Origin of the sequence: Microbacterium sp. LBN7 (assembly GCF_045690345.1) — a bacterium.
Classification (GTDB): domain Bacteria; phylum Actinomycetota; class Actinomycetes; order Actinomycetales; family Microbacteriaceae; genus Microbacterium.
This window is the reverse complement of sequence record NZ_CP147856.1, coordinates 2780812-2796374: the sequence shown is the minus strand read 5'-3', so window position 1 is coordinate 2796374 and position 15563 is coordinate 2780812. Positions and strand designations below refer to the sequence as shown.

Annotated in this window: 14 protein-coding genes; 7 read left to right on the top strand and 7 right to left on the bottom strand. The window is 69.7% G+C overall.

Features of this window, described 5'->3' with window-relative positions; translation table 11 throughout:
- Positions 1 to 59: 59 nt before the first annotated feature.
- Entirely contained in the window at positions 60 to 863 is an 804-nt protein-coding gene (locus tag LBN7_RS13425) for a MerR family transcriptional regulator (RefSeq protein WP_341947595.1), read from the bottom strand.
- Positions 864 to 953: 90 nt separating this feature from the next.
- Between LBN7_RS13425 and LBN7_RS13420 the strand changes: the two genes are divergently transcribed.
- The gene (locus LBN7_RS13420) at positions 954 to 1784 is read left to right on the top strand and encodes a zinc-ribbon domain-containing protein (protein ID WP_407359924.1); all 831 of its coding nucleotides are present in this window, start codon (positions 954 to 956) and stop codon (positions 1782 to 1784) included.
- 47 nt (positions 1785 to 1831) lie between these two features.
- Positions 1832 to 3232, top strand: coding sequence for a threonine/serine exporter family protein (locus tag LBN7_RS13415; RefSeq protein ID WP_341947593.1), 1401 nt, complete (start codon positions 1832 to 1834; stop codon positions 3230 to 3232).
- 22 nt (positions 3233 to 3254) lie between these two features.
- Here LBN7_RS13415 and LBN7_RS13410 read toward each other — a convergent pair whose 3' ends face one another.
- On the bottom strand, positions 3255 to 3890 hold the full coding sequence (locus LBN7_RS13410; protein ID WP_341947592.1) for a DUF1684 domain-containing protein: 636 nt from the start codon (positions 3888 to 3890) through the stop codon (positions 3255 to 3257).
- Between the two features lie 12 nt (positions 3891 to 3902).
- Here LBN7_RS13410 and LBN7_RS13405 point away from each other — a divergent pair, with 12 nt between their 5' ends.
- Positions 3903 to 4334 (top strand): ester cyclase, encoded by a 432-nt coding sequence (locus LBN7_RS13405; protein WP_407359923.1) that lies wholly within the window; start codon positions 3903 to 3905, stop codon positions 4332 to 4334.
- A 16-nt stretch (positions 4335 to 4350) separates the two neighbouring features.
- Here the strand turns inward: LBN7_RS13405 and LBN7_RS13400 are convergent, their stop codons facing one another.
- The 3 genes from LBN7_RS13400 to LBN7_RS13390 form a co-directional block, all read right to left on the bottom strand.
- Entirely contained in the window at positions 4351 to 4887 is a 537-nt protein-coding gene (locus LBN7_RS13400) for a MarR family winged helix-turn-helix transcriptional regulator (protein WP_407359922.1), read from the bottom strand.
- Positions 4888 to 4999: 112 nt separating this feature from the next.
- Positions 5000 to 5464 (bottom strand): MarR family winged helix-turn-helix transcriptional regulator, encoded by a 465-nt coding sequence (locus LBN7_RS13395; RefSeq protein ID WP_116635499.1) that lies wholly within the window; start codon positions 5462 to 5464, stop codon positions 5000 to 5002.
- Between the two features lies 1 nt (position 5465).
- On the bottom strand, positions 5466 to 7184 hold the full coding sequence (locus LBN7_RS13390; protein ID WP_407359921.1) for a DHA2 family efflux MFS transporter permease subunit: 1719 nt from the start codon (positions 7182 to 7184) through the stop codon (positions 5466 to 5468).
- Positions 7185 to 7341: 157 nt separating this feature from the next.
- On the opposite strand from LBN7_RS13390, the gene dinB reads away from it, so the two are divergent.
- Positions 7342 to 8547 carry a DNA polymerase IV gene (dinB, locus tag LBN7_RS13385; protein ID WP_407359920.1) on the top strand — a complete coding sequence of 402 codons (1206 nt, stop codon included), beginning with the start codon at positions 7342 to 7344 and terminating at the stop codon, positions 8545 to 8547.
- Between the two features lie 46 nt (positions 8548 to 8593).
- Positions 8594 to 9154: a hypothetical protein gene (locus LBN7_RS13380; RefSeq protein WP_116635497.1), complete on the top strand. Its 561-nt coding sequence runs from the start codon at positions 8594 to 8596 to the stop codon at positions 9152 to 9154.
- A gap of 35 nt (positions 9155 to 9189) precedes the next feature.
- Here LBN7_RS13380 and LBN7_RS13375 read toward each other — a convergent pair whose 3' ends face one another.
- On the bottom strand, positions 9190 to 10596 hold the full coding sequence (locus tag LBN7_RS13375; RefSeq protein ID WP_407359919.1) for a dihydrolipoyl dehydrogenase family protein: 1407 nt from the start codon (positions 10594 to 10596) through the stop codon (positions 9190 to 9192).
- A 142-nt stretch (positions 10597 to 10738) separates the two neighbouring features.
- Between LBN7_RS13375 and LBN7_RS13370 the strand changes: the two genes are divergently transcribed.
- Both LBN7_RS13370 and LBN7_RS13365 read left to right on the top strand, forming a co-directional pair.
- Positions 10739 to 13687 carry a glycosyl hydrolase gene (locus LBN7_RS13370; RefSeq protein ID WP_407359918.1) on the top strand — a complete coding sequence of 983 codons (2949 nt, stop codon included), beginning with the start codon at positions 10739 to 10741 and terminating at the stop codon, positions 13685 to 13687.
- A 29-nt stretch (positions 13688 to 13716) separates the two neighbouring features.
- Entirely contained in the window at positions 13717 to 14301 is a 585-nt protein-coding gene (locus tag LBN7_RS13365; protein ID WP_407359917.1) for a MarR family winged helix-turn-helix transcriptional regulator, read from the top strand.
- On the opposite strand, the gene LBN7_RS13360 is transcribed toward LBN7_RS13365, so the two are convergent.
- A complete protein-coding gene (locus tag LBN7_RS13360) occupies positions 14195 to 15511 on the bottom strand; it encodes an MFS transporter (RefSeq protein ID WP_407359916.1) in 1317 nt (438 codons plus the stop codon). The two genes, LBN7_RS13365 and LBN7_RS13360, sit on opposite strands and share 107 nt — an antisense overlap.
- Positions 15512 to 15563 lie beyond the last annotated feature (52 nt).

Here is a 15563-nt window from a genome sequence, read left to right as displayed (position 1 = left end):
CGCGCATGATCGTCCGATTCGACGATCGCGCGCGGCCATTGCGCCGGGCCGGCCGGCGCCTACCCGCGGCGGACGGGCTGCTGCAGCTCGGTCACCCAGTCGGACTGGTCGTCCGAGACCGCGCGCACGTACAGCTCGCGGCACGGGCCGTCGTGCACCAGGCCGCGCGCGAAGACCTCGGCGTGGATCGCCTGCCAGCTCTCGGCGATGCGCTCCATCGCACCGAGGTGGATGCCGCACACGGCGGTCTCCGCCGCGGGGAGCTCGATGATGTCGAAGCCGTCGCGAGCGGGTCCGCTGTACGCGTAGCCGACGATGATCTCCAGTCCGTCGTCGATCGTCTCGTACTGCGCGATCGGCGTCGTGAGTGCGCCGCTCTCGTCCCCGATGATCTCGGCGATGGCGTCGAAGGCCGGTCCCACGACGCCTGCGACTTCGGGCTGATCCGCGACGACCGTGCGGCTCGCCGCGAGGCGGAGGGCCGGGAGGGGCTTCTCGATGATCTCGATCTGGGACATGTGGTTCTCTCTTTCGATGAGGTGGAGCCGCCGCTCCACGTCGACGAGTCTTCCCGCGGCCACCCGATGCTCTTCCTCGACCTCCGCGCGGCGGATCCGCAGCAGCGCCGCGATGCGATCCGCATCGACCCCCTGATCGAGGATCGACGCGATGTCATCGAGCCCGAAGCCGAGCTGACGCAGGGCGACGATCCGGTGCAGGCGCTCCAGTTGCGAGGGATCGTACGAGCGGTAGCCGCTGAACTCGTCCACGTGGGCGGGCTCGAGCAGGCCGGAGGTGTCCCAATGCCGCAGCATCCGATGGGTCACCTGGCCGATCTGCGCGAAGGCTCCGATGGACAACATGTCTCTGTTCTCCCGTCTGCCACAGTGTCAGGGTCAAGTATCCCCGCGAAGCGGATCTCGATGTCGGTCGGCACGACTATCGTCGCCCTCGTGCCGGAGCCAGTGCAGCAGTGGTGGGCGAGGAGGCAGTTCTCGCGCGGCGCCGCCGTGCCCTATGAGGTGGGCGCCTTCCGCAGCGGGTGGGCGGCGTACCCGGAGCTGATCCGGCAGTACCACCCGGAGCTCAACCACGGCGTCGCCCTCTCGCAGGTGCCGCTCGCGGCCGACGTGCTGCTCTGCTGGGAGTGCGCGGTCGGCCATCGCTTCGCCGCGACCCCGACCGAGCAGCGCGAGCGGCCGGGGCGGGTCCGCCGACGCTCGGCGTGGTGCCCGGAGTGCTCGGCCCTCGCCCGGCCGCAGCCCGTCGTGCTGGGCGAGGCCCGCGCGATCCCCGCACGACCGCGGAAACCGGCTCCGGCCGTGTGCACGAAGACCCCGGATCTGCCGAAGGGGACGGCCTTCCTCAGCGCGTGCGCACCGAAGCCGGCGTCGGCTGCCGAGGAGAAGCTGCGCGCGGCGCTCACCGCGCGCCTGGTGTTCACCGGCGAGGTGAACGCGATCAAGGTGACGCGCCCGTTCTTCCGTCACACCGAGGTGTGGCCCGACATCCTGTTGCCCGAGCTGCGCATCGCCGTCGAGTACGACACGGTCGGTCGACACGGCCTCGAGCATGTCGGCAGACGCGAGGAGACCGATCGCCGGAAGGATCGCGCGGTGCGGAGCGCCGGATGGGAGGTCGTGCGCGTGCGCACCGGGAAGCTCGAGCCGCTCGGTCCGTACGACCTGCAGCTGGCATCCGTCGGGACTCGCGGCGTCGCGCTCCTGATCGACAGGCTGCGCGAGATCCGCGGGGCGCTGATGGTCGACGCGTACCTGAGGTAGGGCGCGGCGCCGCCTGCGCCGACGACCCGGCGCCGGAGAATGGAGGCATGTCCCCGAAGTCCCCTCGGCGTCTGCTCGCCGCCGCGCGCAGACTCGTGCACACCGACCCCGCGAGCGTCGCGGCCACCGAGGTCATGCCGGTGATCGACGAGCGCACGGTGCCGAAGGTCCTCGACCTCTCGACCCGCATCGGCGAGTCCATGTTCGCGATCGGAGCCTCCGCGCACGAGGTCACGCTCGCCATCATGCGCGTCTGCGACGCCTACGGGCTTCGCGGCGTGCAGGTCGACGTCACCTACAACTCCATCACGGTCTCGTTCCACCTCAGCGGCGAGGTCTGGCCCGAGACCCTCGTGCGCGTGGTGCGCGTCGCAGCACCCGATCACGCGAAGCTCCAACGGGTGCAGGCGCTGGTCTCCGACATCCGAGGCGGGCTCGATCTGGAGTCGGCCCGCACCGCGTTCCGCGCGATCCGTCGGATGCCGTTCCGCTACCAGCAGCCGATCGTCGTGGTCGCCCGCGCCATGCTCGCGGTCGGCGTCAGCATCCTCCTCGGCGCGTCGCCGATCATCGTCGGTCTCACGTTCCTCGCGGCTCTGGCCGCGGCGATCACCCAGGCAGGGCTCTCCCGCGTGCAGGTGCCCCTGTTCTTCAACCAGATCGCCGGGGGCTTCGTCACGACGGTCGTGGCCGTGGCCGTGTCGGCGCTGGGCGCCGCGGGCATCGAGCCGTTCGTCGGCATCCGCCCGTCGATCATCGTGGCGTCCGGCATCGTGCTCATGCTCGCCGGCCTCACCGTGGTCGGTGCGGCGCAGGATGCCATCGACGGCTTCGCGCTCACCGCGGGCGGACGCATCCTCGACCTCACGATGCAGACGCTCGGCGTGGTGATCGGCATCCTGGTGGGCCTCGAGCTCGGCAGCGTGCTCGGGTTCACGATGGACCTTCCCGACGACCCTGCACCCTTCGGCCCGCTGCCGAGCGTGTTCGCGGGCGCGATCATCATCGCGGTCGCGGTGGCGGTCTTCAACGGCGCCGGCATCCGGATCATCCTCGTGAGCGCTCTGCTCAGCGCCATCACGATCGCGGGCTACACACTCGCGTCCGCGGTGCAGCTGCATCCCGCCGCGGCGAGCGCCCTCGGCGCCCTGCTCGCGAGCTTCGTCGGGGTGATGATCGCGCACAACCTGCACGTGCCATCGGTGGCGGTGACGACCGCCGCGATCGTGCCGCTCGTCCCGGGTGTGGCGGTGTTCCAGGGGCTGCTCGAGATGGTCCACACCGGGGGCTCGGCATCGGATGTCGTCGTGGCCGGAAGCTCGCTGATCTACGCCGCCGTGATCGGGGTCGGGCTCGCGTCGGGCGCCTCGTTGGGGCTCTACCTGGGCACTCCGGTGCGGGCGACGCTCGGGAGCGTGAGCAGGGCGCGGGCGCGGACGCGCCGCTGACGGATGCCGCGTCCCTCGAGCGTCAGCTCGGCGCGCCGGCGTACATCTCGCCGACCGGGACCGCGACGGAGAGCACGTTGCCCGGCTGGGCGAGCGGGCAGGCCCACGCGGGGTCGTACGCGCACGACGGGTTGTACGCGAAGTTGAAGTCCAGCACGATCGTGCCGCGCGCCGCATCCGAGCCGAGATCGGCGCCCTTGATCGTGTCGATCAGGTAGCGCCCGCCGCCGTATGTGCCGCCGGGACGACCGGCGAGGGCGTCGCGCACGGGGATGAAGAGTCCCCCGCCGTACGAGGTCAGACGCCAGATGTCGAGCGTCCCGGTGTCGGGGATCTCGACCATGCCGATCCGCTCGAACGGCACGACGCCGTCGGTACCGGTCGCGAACTCGAAGCCGCCGGGCTCGGCGGGGAGGATGGGCAGCTCGAAGCGCCACTGCGGGTCGTAGGAGGCGATCGGCAGCCCGTCGAACAGCAGCCGATCCTCCGACAGCAGCGGAGTCGCCGGGTGGTGGAGCAGCAGCTCGTCGCGCTCGATCCGCCAGAGCTCGTGCGCATCCTCGGGGGACTCGGCATCGCGGACGGCGGCGTACAGGGCGAAGACCCGGCGTCGCCAGTCGACGACCTCGGCGGCGGCGCGGGCGTTCTCGAGCGTCATGAGGTTCAGGCTATGCCCTCGACCGAACCCGGCACCCGGAATAATGGACGGGTGGAGCCGTGGGAGTCGAGAGAGTGGTTCGCCGAGTACCTGGACGTCTGCAACGCCCACGATCTGGATGCCCTCCGCGAGTTCGTCGATCCGCAGGTGCGACGTGCGCACCTGCCCGGCGGGGCGGACGCGTGGATCGACGACATGGCCGACCTGTTCCATGCGTTCCCGGACTGGCGCTGGCGGCGCATCCAGCTCGTCATCGAGGATGATCGCATCGCCGCCCATCTGCGCGGCAGCGGCACGCACTCCGGGGTCTTCCACGGCCTCTCAGCGACCCGTCGTCACGTGAACGTCGCCGAGTTCGGCATCTACCGCATCGCGGGCGGGCGCATCGTGGAGCACGCGGACTCGGAATTGCACCTGCGGATACGGGCGCAGCTCGAAGCCTGAGTGTCGAAGCCCCGGATCAGTCGCCGAACGCGGCGAGCAGTTCGGTGAAGTGGTCGAGGTCCTCGGCCGACCAGCGGCGCAGCCGCTCCCCCAGGCGCGCCTCGTACCGCGAGCGGGCCAGCGCCACACGCTCCTGGGCGAGGTCGGTCGCGACGAGCACGCGCGCCCGGCGGTCATCCGGGTCGCGGACGCTCTCCACGAGCCCCAGCTCCTCGAGCTGACGCACCTGTCGGCTCACGGCCGATTTGTCGGTCTGCAGGCGCTCGATGATGGCGCCGGCCGATGTGGCCTTGCCCGTCGCGATCGACGTCAGCACCTGGTAGCCGAGCGGCTGCAGATCCGGATGCACGGTCGTCGCGGCTTCACGCCAGCTCACGCGGATGCGGGCGAAGAGCCGCCCGAGCTCGTGCTCCACGCGCGAGATGGCCTGGTCGAGCTCGGCGCTCCCGGCCTCGCTGCTTCCCGCTCCTTCGGGAGCGGCGGCGGCGGGCGCGGCGTCCGGCGCGGCCGCGGATGCACCGGTTCCGGCGGGTTCGTCGGGCGAGGCGCTCATGACCGCCAGCTTACGGCGCGGCCCCGCCTCGCGAGATCAGGCGAACCCGAGGGATCAGGCGAGTCCGCCCCGTTTCGGCCTGATCCCCCGTGATCGCCTGATCCTGCGGGCGTCAGATCTCGGCGAGCAGCCGGAAGACCTTGGATGCCGCATCGACCTCGTCCTGCGTCAGCTCCGCCACGACCGTGCGCAGGCGTGTGGCATGGTCACGGCGCAGCTCGGCGAGAGCGGCGCGGGCCGACGGCGTCGCCGTCAGGACCCGCAGCCGCCCATCGCGCTCGTCGGGGCGGGACTCGATCAGACCGAGATCCTCCAGCATCCGCACCTGACGGCTGATCACCGACTTGTCCATCTCGAAGCGCTCGGCGAGCTCGTGCGCGTTCGCCGTCTCGGCCCGCTCGATGAACGTCAGCAGCTTGTAGCCGCCGACCTGCAGCTCCGGGTCGATGCGCGCTGCGGATTCCTTCCAGAGCGTCCGGGTCCTCGCGAAGATGAGGCTCAGATGCGTCTGGAGGTCTCCGAGCGCGCTGTCCACGTCGCGAGACGCCGTCGCTTCCGAGGTGACCGAGGTGACCACGTCAGCGCCTCTGCTCCCGATCCTCGCGCTCGAGCACGGTCACCGGCGCAGTGCTCGGCGACGTGGGCTCGGCGCTCGCGATCCGGATGGTTCCGGTCGAGAGCGATGCGCCGACCTCGGCCTCGGCGACCTCGATGACCGATTCCTCGGCCTGGTCGCGAAGCTGCTCGGCGGCGTTCTTCGTCGAGAGCGGCTTGTTCCTGATGAACGCGATCGCGATGACGGCGATCACGGCGAGCGGGATCGCGATGATGAACGCATCGGCGATGCCGTGACCGTAGGCGCCTTCGACGATCGCGCGGATCGTGTCAGGGAGCTGGCCGACCTTCGGGACGTCGCCCGACGCGAGGTGCTCCAGCGCGCTGACCTCGTCGGGCGTCGTCGGCACGAAGCCGTCGAGGCCGTCGGTGATGTAGCTGGCGACGCTGGTCGACAGGAGCGAGCCCATCACGGTCACACCGATGGTGCCGGCGATCGTGCGGAAGAAGTTGACGTTCGACGAGGCCGCACCCAGCTGCTGCGGGGCGGTGTCGTTCTGCACGATGAGCGTGAGGTTCTGCATGACCATGCCGAGACCGGCACCGAGGACGAACATGTAGACGGCCACGAGCGGGAACGGGGTGTCGTAGCGCAGGGTCGCCATGAGGCTCACGCTGACCGTGGTCAGGACCGAGCCGGTCAGCATCCAGCCCTTCCACTTGCCGAAGCGGCTCACGAGCTGGCCGATGACGATCGACGCACCCATCTGGCCGATGATCATCGGGATGGTCATGAGACCGGACTCGGTGGGCGTGGCGCCGCGGGCGAGCTGGAAGTACTGCGCGAGGAACACGGACGTCGCGAACATCGAGACGCCGATGGCGATCGACGCGATGACCGAGAGCGTGAAGGTGCGGTTGCGGAACAGCGACATCGGCACGATCGGCTCCTTGACGAAGAACTCGACCGTGATGAAGGCGGCGATCGCGACACCGGCGGTGACTCCGAGCATGATGCTCGTCGAGGAGTCCCAGTCGAACTGGCTGCCGCCCATCGACACCCAGATGAGGAGCGTCGAGACGCCGACCGCGAGAAGCACGATGCCGAAGTAGTCGATCGACACCTTGGTGTCGCGCTGGGGCTTCGGCAGATGCAGCGTGAACTGCAGCAGCACGAGCGCCAGGATCGCGAACGGCACGCCGACGAAGAAGTTGGAGCGCCACCCCCAGACGTCCGTGAGGAGTCCGCCGAGCAGCGGTCCGCCGATGGTGCCGAGGGCCATGATGCCGCCGACGACGCCCATGTACTTGCCGCGTTCGCGCGGGGAGATGATCAGCGCGACGGCGATCATGACCAGCGACATGAGACCGCCGACGCCGATGCCCTGCACGACGCGGACGGCGATGAGCATGTTCGTGTCGGTGGAGAATCCGGCGATCACGGTGCCCACGGTGAAGAGGATCAGGGAGATCTGGACGAGGATCTTGCGGTCGACCAGGTCGGCGAGCTTGCCCCAGATGGGCGTGGAGACGGCGGTCGCCAGCAGGCTCGCGGTGATGACCCAGGTGTACTGGGACTGGGTGCCGCCGAGGTCGGCGATGATCACCGGCATCGAGGTCGACACCACGGTGCCCGAGAGCACGGCGACGAACATGCCGACGACGAGGCCGGATATCGCGGTGAAGACCTCGCGCGGTGAGCGCACGGCCTCGGCTGCGGAGGAAGGTGAGGCGTTTGTCACGGGGTGAATGCTCCTGAATTGAAAGTTGACAAGGATCAACTATACGCCTCTTAGTTGCGAAAGTGCAACTATCGACCTGGGGCAACGATCGACCGGATGCCGAGAGGCGCCGATGTCCCCGGTGCGTGCGACGATCTCCCCGTCGACAGGAGACGGGATGCGGGACGAAGCCACCGTGCTGCACGCCGATCTCGACGCCTTCTTCGCGTCGGTCGAGCAGCGAGACGCACCGGCCCTGCGCGGGAGGCCGGTGATCGTCGGGGGCGGCGTGGTCCTGGCGGCGAGCTACGAGGCGAAGGCCCGCGGCGTGCGCACCGCGATGGGCGGACGGCAGGCGCTGCGGCTCTGCCCGGATGCCGTCGTCGTCCCGCCGCGGATGGACGCCTACTCCACGGCGAGCAAGGACGTGTTCGCGATCTTCCGCGACACGACCCCGCTCGTCGAGGGCCTCTCGATCGATGAGGCGTTCCTCGAGGTCGGCGGGCTCCGGCGCATCGCGGGCACACCCGAGCAGATCGCCGAGCAGCTCAGGGAGCGCGTGCGCGGCGAGGTCGGCCTGGCCATCTCGGTCGGCGTCGCGAGGACCAAGTTCCTGGCCAAGGTCGCGAGCGCGGTCAGCAAACCCGACGGACTCCTCGTGGTCGAGCCCGACCGCGAGGAGGAGTTCCTGCTCCCCCTGCCGGTCGAGCGACTCTGGGGAGTCGGCGCCGTGACCGCCGAGAAGCTGCACCGGCTCGGCATCCGCACGGTCGGGCAGCTCGCCGAGCTCGAGGCGTCCGCGGCCGAGAGACTCCTCGGCAAGGCGACCGGCGCCCATGTGCATGCGCTGGCCCGACTGCGAGACCCCCGCCCGGTCGACGCGACGCGGCGCCGCGGCTCCATCGGCTCGCAGCGCGCCCTGGGCACCCGCCCGCGATCGGCCGAGGAGCTCGATCTCATCCTCACCCAGATCATCGATCGGCTCGGCCGCCGCCTGCGCGACGGCGACCGCGTCTGCCGCACCGTGGTGCTGCGTCTGCGCTTCGGCGACTTCACGAAGGCGACCCGATCGCGCTCACTCGGTGCGCCGACCGATCGCACGAACCGATTGCTCACCGTGGCACGGATGCTCCTCGTCGCGGCGCAGTCCGAGATCGCGGAGCGCGGCATCACCCTCATCGGCGTCTCGCTGTCGCAGCTCGACCGTGCCGACCGGGTGCAGCCGGAGCTGCCGCTCGATGAACTCGGATTCAGCGACGGCGAGCGCCTCGACACGGTGCTCGACGCGGTGCGCGACCGCTACGGGGCGACCTCGGTCGCCCGCGCCGCGCAACTCGGGCGCGATCCGGGCTGGTCCGCTCCGCTGCTGCCGGAGCACGAGTGACCCTAGAATATCGCTCGACTTACGATCTCCGAGTAGCCTCTCGGCCATGACCGATGACCGCACCACCATCTCTCGCGCCCCGATCTCGCGACGCACCGTCGTGACGAGTGCGGCCTGGTCGATCCCCCTGATCGCCGTCGCCGCCGCCGCTCCCCTCGCCGCCGCGTCCGTCGGCGGCGCCGACCTCGCCTCCACGCTCGGCACGCCGGTGGACACCGTGTTCGACACCGGGTTCGGCCCGATCTTGACGTTCTCGATGCCGACGCAGCTGACCATCGCCAACAACGGGACGATCGATTCCGTCGCCGGTGCCACCGCCACTCTCACTTACGACGGGTGGCTCTGGGCGCTCACCCCGAGCGGCACCGGTGTCACCGCGTCCGGGACGGCCGGCAGCCTCGTCCTCACGCTTCCGGCGATCACGGCAGGAGCCTCGCTGACGATCGATCTCGGCGTCGCACTACAACCGGATGCTGCCTTCGAGACGTCTGAGTGGGTTCCCATCTACAATCGCGACGACGACGCGACGGTGACGGTGACGATCGCGGGCGACGACATCACCGGAAACAACGGCGAGTTCCTCGTCATCCCCGTCGTGACGAACTGACCCCCCGCCCCGACGCGATGCCGCTCTGCGGAACGCTACTCGCGAGGGGATCCCGGCTCCGCGAGCACAGCCCGGGCGGCCAATCCGATGATCGCGCTGTAGGTCGGATAGGCGAACCGCACACCGGCGAGCGTCGACACATCCACCCCGGCAGCCATCGCCGTCGTGACCGACTGGATGACCTCGATCGCGTTCTCCCCCACCGCATGGGCGCCGAGAATGAGCTGGCGGCGTCGATCGGCGATGAGCTTCAGGAAGCCGATCTCCCGGTCGTCGATCACCGCGCGCTCGAGGCTCGCATACGGCACCGAGACGACGACGCAGTCGGTGTCTCGCTCGCGCGCCTGATCCTCGGTGAGCCCCACTCCCGCGTAGTCGGGATCGGTGAACCCGCCGGCCGGGAGCAGATGGTGGGGGGTGCGACGGTTGGCACCCAGCACGGCGTTCTCCGCCGCAGCCTCGCCCTCGAACTGCGCGGCCTGCACCAGCATGTCCCGCCCGTTCGCGTCGCCGACCGCGAAGATGTGCGGCACGACGGTGCGGAAGTACCGGTCCGCGGGGATCGCGGAGCGCGCGATCTCGATCCCCGCGTTCTCCAGGCCGAGATCCTCGACGTCGGCCGGCCAGCCCGTCGCCATGATGACCGCGTCGAAGATCGACGAGCGCTCCTCGCCCGCCTCGCCCCACACGAGCCGGATCGCGTCGTCGTCCGCGCGCTCGAGACGGGTGACGGTCTCGATCCCGGTGCGCACATCGATGCCCTGTTCGGAGAACGCCGCCTCGACGGTCGCGGCGATCGCGGCATCCGACGCCATCAGCACCCGCGGTGCGACGTCGAGGAGCGTGACCTCGGAGCCGAAGGACGAGAAGACGGTGACGAGCTGCGCGCCCGTGTTCCCCGCCCCGATCACCGCGACCCGGCGGGGCAGGGCCGGGAGCGCCAGCACGTCTTCGGGGACCGTGGCGAGCTCGGCCCCGGGGACCGGCAGCCGCTTCGAGTGACCGCCGACGCAGATGAGGATCGAATCGGCCGTGAGACGTCGGCCGCTGTCGAGTACGAGCGTGTGGTCGTCGACGAAGCGCGCTCGCCCCTCGTGGATCAGGTCGACGCCGGCCGCCGCGAAGCGCGCCGCCTCCCGCTTGATCGATCGCACCCGGTCGACACGTTCAAGGACGCGCGCGACCGTGGTGGTCCAGTCGATCTCCGGGGCACCGACGCGCACCCCGTAGTCGTCCGCGTGACGGGACTCGCGGAGAAGCCGCGCGGTCTTGGCCAGCACACGGGTCGGCACACACCCGGTGTTGACGCAGGTGCCGCCGGTGCGTCCGGCCTCCAGCACGACGACTCTCGCCCCCAGCTCGGATGCCCGCAGCGCCGCGGCCGTGCCGGCCGGCCCCGCTCCGATCACGGCGACGTCGTAATGATCCTTGAACTCAGACATGCGCTGAGAGTATCGCGAGACGGAACCCCCTCTCGCGACAGGAGCCGGTGACACCATATAGTGTCGCCAGTTAATCAAATCGAGTAGGGTGTCCTTCATCGAGCCGGGGCCCGTCCCCGCCGTTCCGTTCGAAGGAGAACCCATGACATCGCTCGACGACCACCGTGACGCGCTCGCGCATCCCCCGATCGAGTACCGTCCGGAGCTGCGCTGGTGGCTGGCCGAAGGCCTGCACACCGACGCCACGCTGCGCGACGAGATCGACACCGCGCACCGTCTCGGCTTCGGCGGGATGGAGTTCCTCGCCATGGACGAGGGCGACATCGACCACGCCCGTTACGGCTGGGGCTCGGAGGAATGGGTGCACGACTCCGCCATCGTGGTGGCCGAGACGACCGCACGGAACATGTCGGTGAGCTTCACCTCCGGCACGAACTGGTCGAACGCGAACCTGCCCACCATCGATCCCGATCACCCCGCAGCCGCCAAGGAGCTCGACGTCGAGGTCGAGGAGGTCGGCCCCGGCGCCCGCCGCCAGGGCGCACTCCCCCGCGTCGACCTGAACGCGGAGCGCCGCGGGTCGAACCTCCCCGGGCACCGCGTGGCGCCGCGCGAGCAGCACCTGGTCGCGGTCGTCGCCGCACCCGCGCTCGCCGACGACGGCGCCATGATCGACGCCGGCGCGATCGTCGATCTCACCGCGCAGGTCGAGGGCGAGACGCTCGACTGGACCGCTCCGGACACCCGCGACTGGCGCCTCTTCGTGTTCTGGTCGCACGGCACAGGGCAGACCGCGTCGCCCTCGGCATCCGTCAACTACACCGTGAACTACCTCGACCGCGCCGGCGTCGACGCGGTCATCGACTACTGGCGCGATGTCGTGCTCACCGACGAGCTGAAGGCCGACATCGCGAAGAACCCGCGCGCGCAGATGTACATGGACTCCCTCGAGCTCACCCTCTGGGGAGCGGGCGGCATGTTCTGGGGAGACACGGTCGCCGACGAGTTCCGCGCGCGCCGCGGCTACGACATCGCACCCTGGCTGCCGTTCCTCATCCGGCAGACGGGGATGTTCGTCGCGACCACGGTCTACACGTATGAGCCCGACGAGGCGCACCGTGTCGACGTCGAGAAGGTGCGCTTCGACTACGTGCGCACGCTGACCGACCTGTACATCGACAACATGCTGCGCCCTTTCGCGGACTTCCTGCACGAGAACGGACTGCTGCTGCGCGCCGAGATCAGCTACGGGCTGCCGTTCGAGCTCACGCGACCCGGCGTCGCGGTGGACGGCATCGAGACCGAGTCGCTCGAGTTCGCCTCGCAGATCGACGCATACCGGATGCTGGCCGGCCCCGCGCACCTGTTCGGCAAGCAGTACTCGTCCGAGACCGGCGCCACCACCCGCAACCACATGCTCGACCACCGGTTCTACGATCAGATCATCAACACGCAGCTCGCCGCGGGTATCACCAAGACCGTGCTGCACGGATGGGCGAGTCGCGCGGGCGGCGAGCACGTCACGGAGTGGCCGGGCCACGAGGGCATGTGGCCGCTGTTCTCGGAGCGCTTCGACACGCGTCAGCCCGGCAGCGAGTTCTACCCCCAGTGGAACGAGGCGATCGGGCGCTTCCAGTACCTGCTGCGGCAGGGCCGGCCACGCATCGATGTCGGCATCCTCCGCACCGACCACTTCATCGACAATCTGCTCGGCATCGCGGCCGTCGATGCCGACGGCAACCGTGTCGTCGATGAGGATGCCTACGGCCGACTCTGGATGCGCAACCGCGAGAACCAGTGGTGGCAGGACCTCGGGATGCAGGATGCCGGATGGACCTACGAGTTCTTCGACGGCTCGCTGCTCGCGCATCCGGAGGTCCGCTTCGACGGCGAGGTCGTGCAGCCCGAGGGCCCGGGGTACCAGGCGCTCATCGTCTACCAGGAGGCGCTCGACCCCGATGTCGCCCGGCTCCTTCGGGAGTGGGCCCGGAACGGACTGAAGCTGCTCATCGTGAACGGCACGCGCGAGGTGAAGGTGCAGATGGAGCGCACCTTCACCGTCACCGAGCGTGCGGCCGTGCGCACCCCCGGTCTCGACGGCCGCGATGCCGAGCTGGCCACCACGCTCGCCGAGCTGCGCGCGCTGCCGAACGTCGCAGAGGTCTCGGAGCCCTCGGGCACCATCGGGGCACTGCGAGAGCTGGGGGTCATCGGTCGTGCCGAGTTCGCCGAGGACGATCCGAACATCCTCACCTACCTCCGCGAGGACGGCGATCTGCTGCACCTGTACGTCTACCACTTCCTCTACGAGACCGGCACGACGACCGAGGTCGAACTCCGGGTACCCGGCAAGGGAGTCGTGCACCGGATCGACGCCTGGTCGGGCGACATCCATCCGCACTCCGGCGTCGCGCACGTCGACGGCCGCACGCGGATCTCGCTCTCCCTCGCCCCCGGCGAGACGGCCCTGTTCACGATCGACCGATCCGCCCCCGCATCCGGGAGCGCTCCGGTCGAGGCCACCGAGGTGGCCGAGCTCGCGAACTGGTCCATCGTGGTGGAGAGCTGGGATGCCGGCGAGAACGAGCTCATCGTGGAGGACCGCGGACTCGGCTACGAGACGCGGGAGGTGCTTCCGCACACAGCCGTGACGCGCCTGCCGGTCCCCGGATCCGCCCTGCAACCCTGGACCCGGCTGGAGGGCGTCGGCGCCGCGGTCTCGGGGATCGCGACCTACACGACGACGGTGCGGGTGGAGGAAGTGGATGCCGCGAGCCGGCGGTACCTGCTCGATCTGGGCTCGACGAACGGCGGACTCGGCTCCGTCGTCGTCGGCGGCGGGGTCGCGCGCGGCTTCGACACCTCCCGTCCCGTCGTCGACATCACCGGTGACCTCGTCGTCGGTGAGAACACGGTCGTGGTGCGCGTGTCCAGCTCGTTGAACAACCGCCTCATCGCCCGCGGGTACTACGACCAGCTCGCGGACATCGCCCTGCGCGCACTCGGCCTGGAGGGGTACCAGACCACGCGCGTGCGCGAGCACGGCCTGGTCGGGCCGGTCCGCCTGGTGTCGCTTCCTCGCCAGGTGTGACCTGGGATGATGAAGACCGAGGAGGTTCGATGAGCGAGAAGGCCCGCGCAACAGAGGCATCGGCATCCGATGTGGAGCTGGCGTCGCTGCTGCCTCCGGATCCGCTCGACCTGCGTCGCTCGGTGACCTCGATCGTGCACTGGGCCGACAGTCGCGAAGTGCGCCTGGAGGTGATGGAGGCGATCGGATTCCCCTTCGACGACATCCCGATGTTCCTCGTCGTCAACCAGCTCGCCTATCGCGGGGCGCTGCGTCCGACCGATCTGGCCTCCGTGCTCGGCACGACCAAGGCGAACATCAGCAAGATCGTGCGCCGACTCGAGGCCAGCGGCCATGTCGCGCGGGTCGACTCCCCCTACGACGAGCGCAGCGTGCTGGTCGCGCTGACGCCGGCTGGCCGGGAGATCGGTGTGCGCATCGTGTCGCGCGCAGCCGAGAAGCTCACCGACAGCCTCGCCACCTGGTCGGCCGACGACGTCGAGGCCTTCCGGCGGCTGCTCGCCCAGTTCAGTCGAAGCGCTCTGCTGCAGCTGCCTCAGCCGACTCCGTCGGCGTGGAGCGGGCCCGAACCCGATCACCAGAGTCCAGCGGCACCCTCGCGTTCAGCACGATGAGCGCGACGGCTCCCACGGCGGCGATCACGGCGGGGATCCAGAACAGCTGCGGGATGCCGAACCACGTCGCCCCCACGCTCCCCGCGAATCCGCCGACCGCCGCGTTGATCGCGTAGGCGCTGAGGAAGACGCTGGAGGCCATGCCGACCCGCGTCGGGACCAGGCGCTGCGCCACCGTGATCCCGAGCACCCCGAACGTCGCGATCACGCCGGACATCAGCAGCTGCCCGACGACCAGCGGCACGAGGGGCGCGTCGACCAGAGAGGCCGACGCATAGGAGACGTGCGCGCCGACGGCGAGGGCGGCTCCGACGATGAGCACGCGCGCGATGCCGAACCGGCTCGCCAGTCGTGCGGCGAGCGGCATCAGCAGCAGCTCGAGGAGGGGCTGCAGGCCGATGATCGCGCCGCGCACGCCGGCGTCGACGCGAAGCTCCCCGTCCATGTAGAGAGGCAGGTAGGCGAGCTTCACCGTCTCGCCGCACATGATGAGGATGTAGATGCCGGTGAAGATCACGAGGGGAACGATCGAGTGCTGCCGAGGCGTGGCGGACGTCGGCGTGCGCGCCGGCTCCCCGACGAACGGAGGACTCTTCTTCACGCCGATCAGGGGGACGAGGGACAGCAGCACGCAGATCCCGGTCACGAAGAGCAGGGGGCGCAGCCCCAGCACCGCGCCGAGGACGGCACCGAGCACCGGACCGATGATCCAGCCGAATGCCATCGCCATCCGGATCACCGCGACGACCTCGTTGTCGGCCGAGGTGGGCGACCGATTCAACTCGTCGCGGACCGCTGCCTGCAGCTGCGCGGCTCCGGCGCCGGCCGCGCTGAGGAGGATCGCGTTGATGACGAACGGCATCCACGCCTGCATCGCGACGGCCATCAGCGTCCAGCCGACGAACCCCGCGAGCACCGAGAGCCGGAAGACCAGCAGCCGGGAGCCCGCGCGATCGGACAGCGTCCCCACCACGTATCCGACGATCGGAGCCGTCAGGTTGGTCAGGAAGTAGAGGCCCGCCTGCGCCTCCGTGAGGTGCAGCTCTCCGACGAGGAACAGGGTGATCTGCGGGATGGTGAGGGAGATGCCGATGCCCGAGATGACGAGGCTGACGAAGGATCCCCGAAGAAGCCGGGAGCGGAGGATGTATCGCGTCGCCGAGACCGGGTGGCCGGTCGAACCGATGGCAGAAGACTGCTGGGCCGTCACGCAGGACCGTCCTTGACTTCACGGAGTGGGAGAACAGAGTACTCCGAATGGT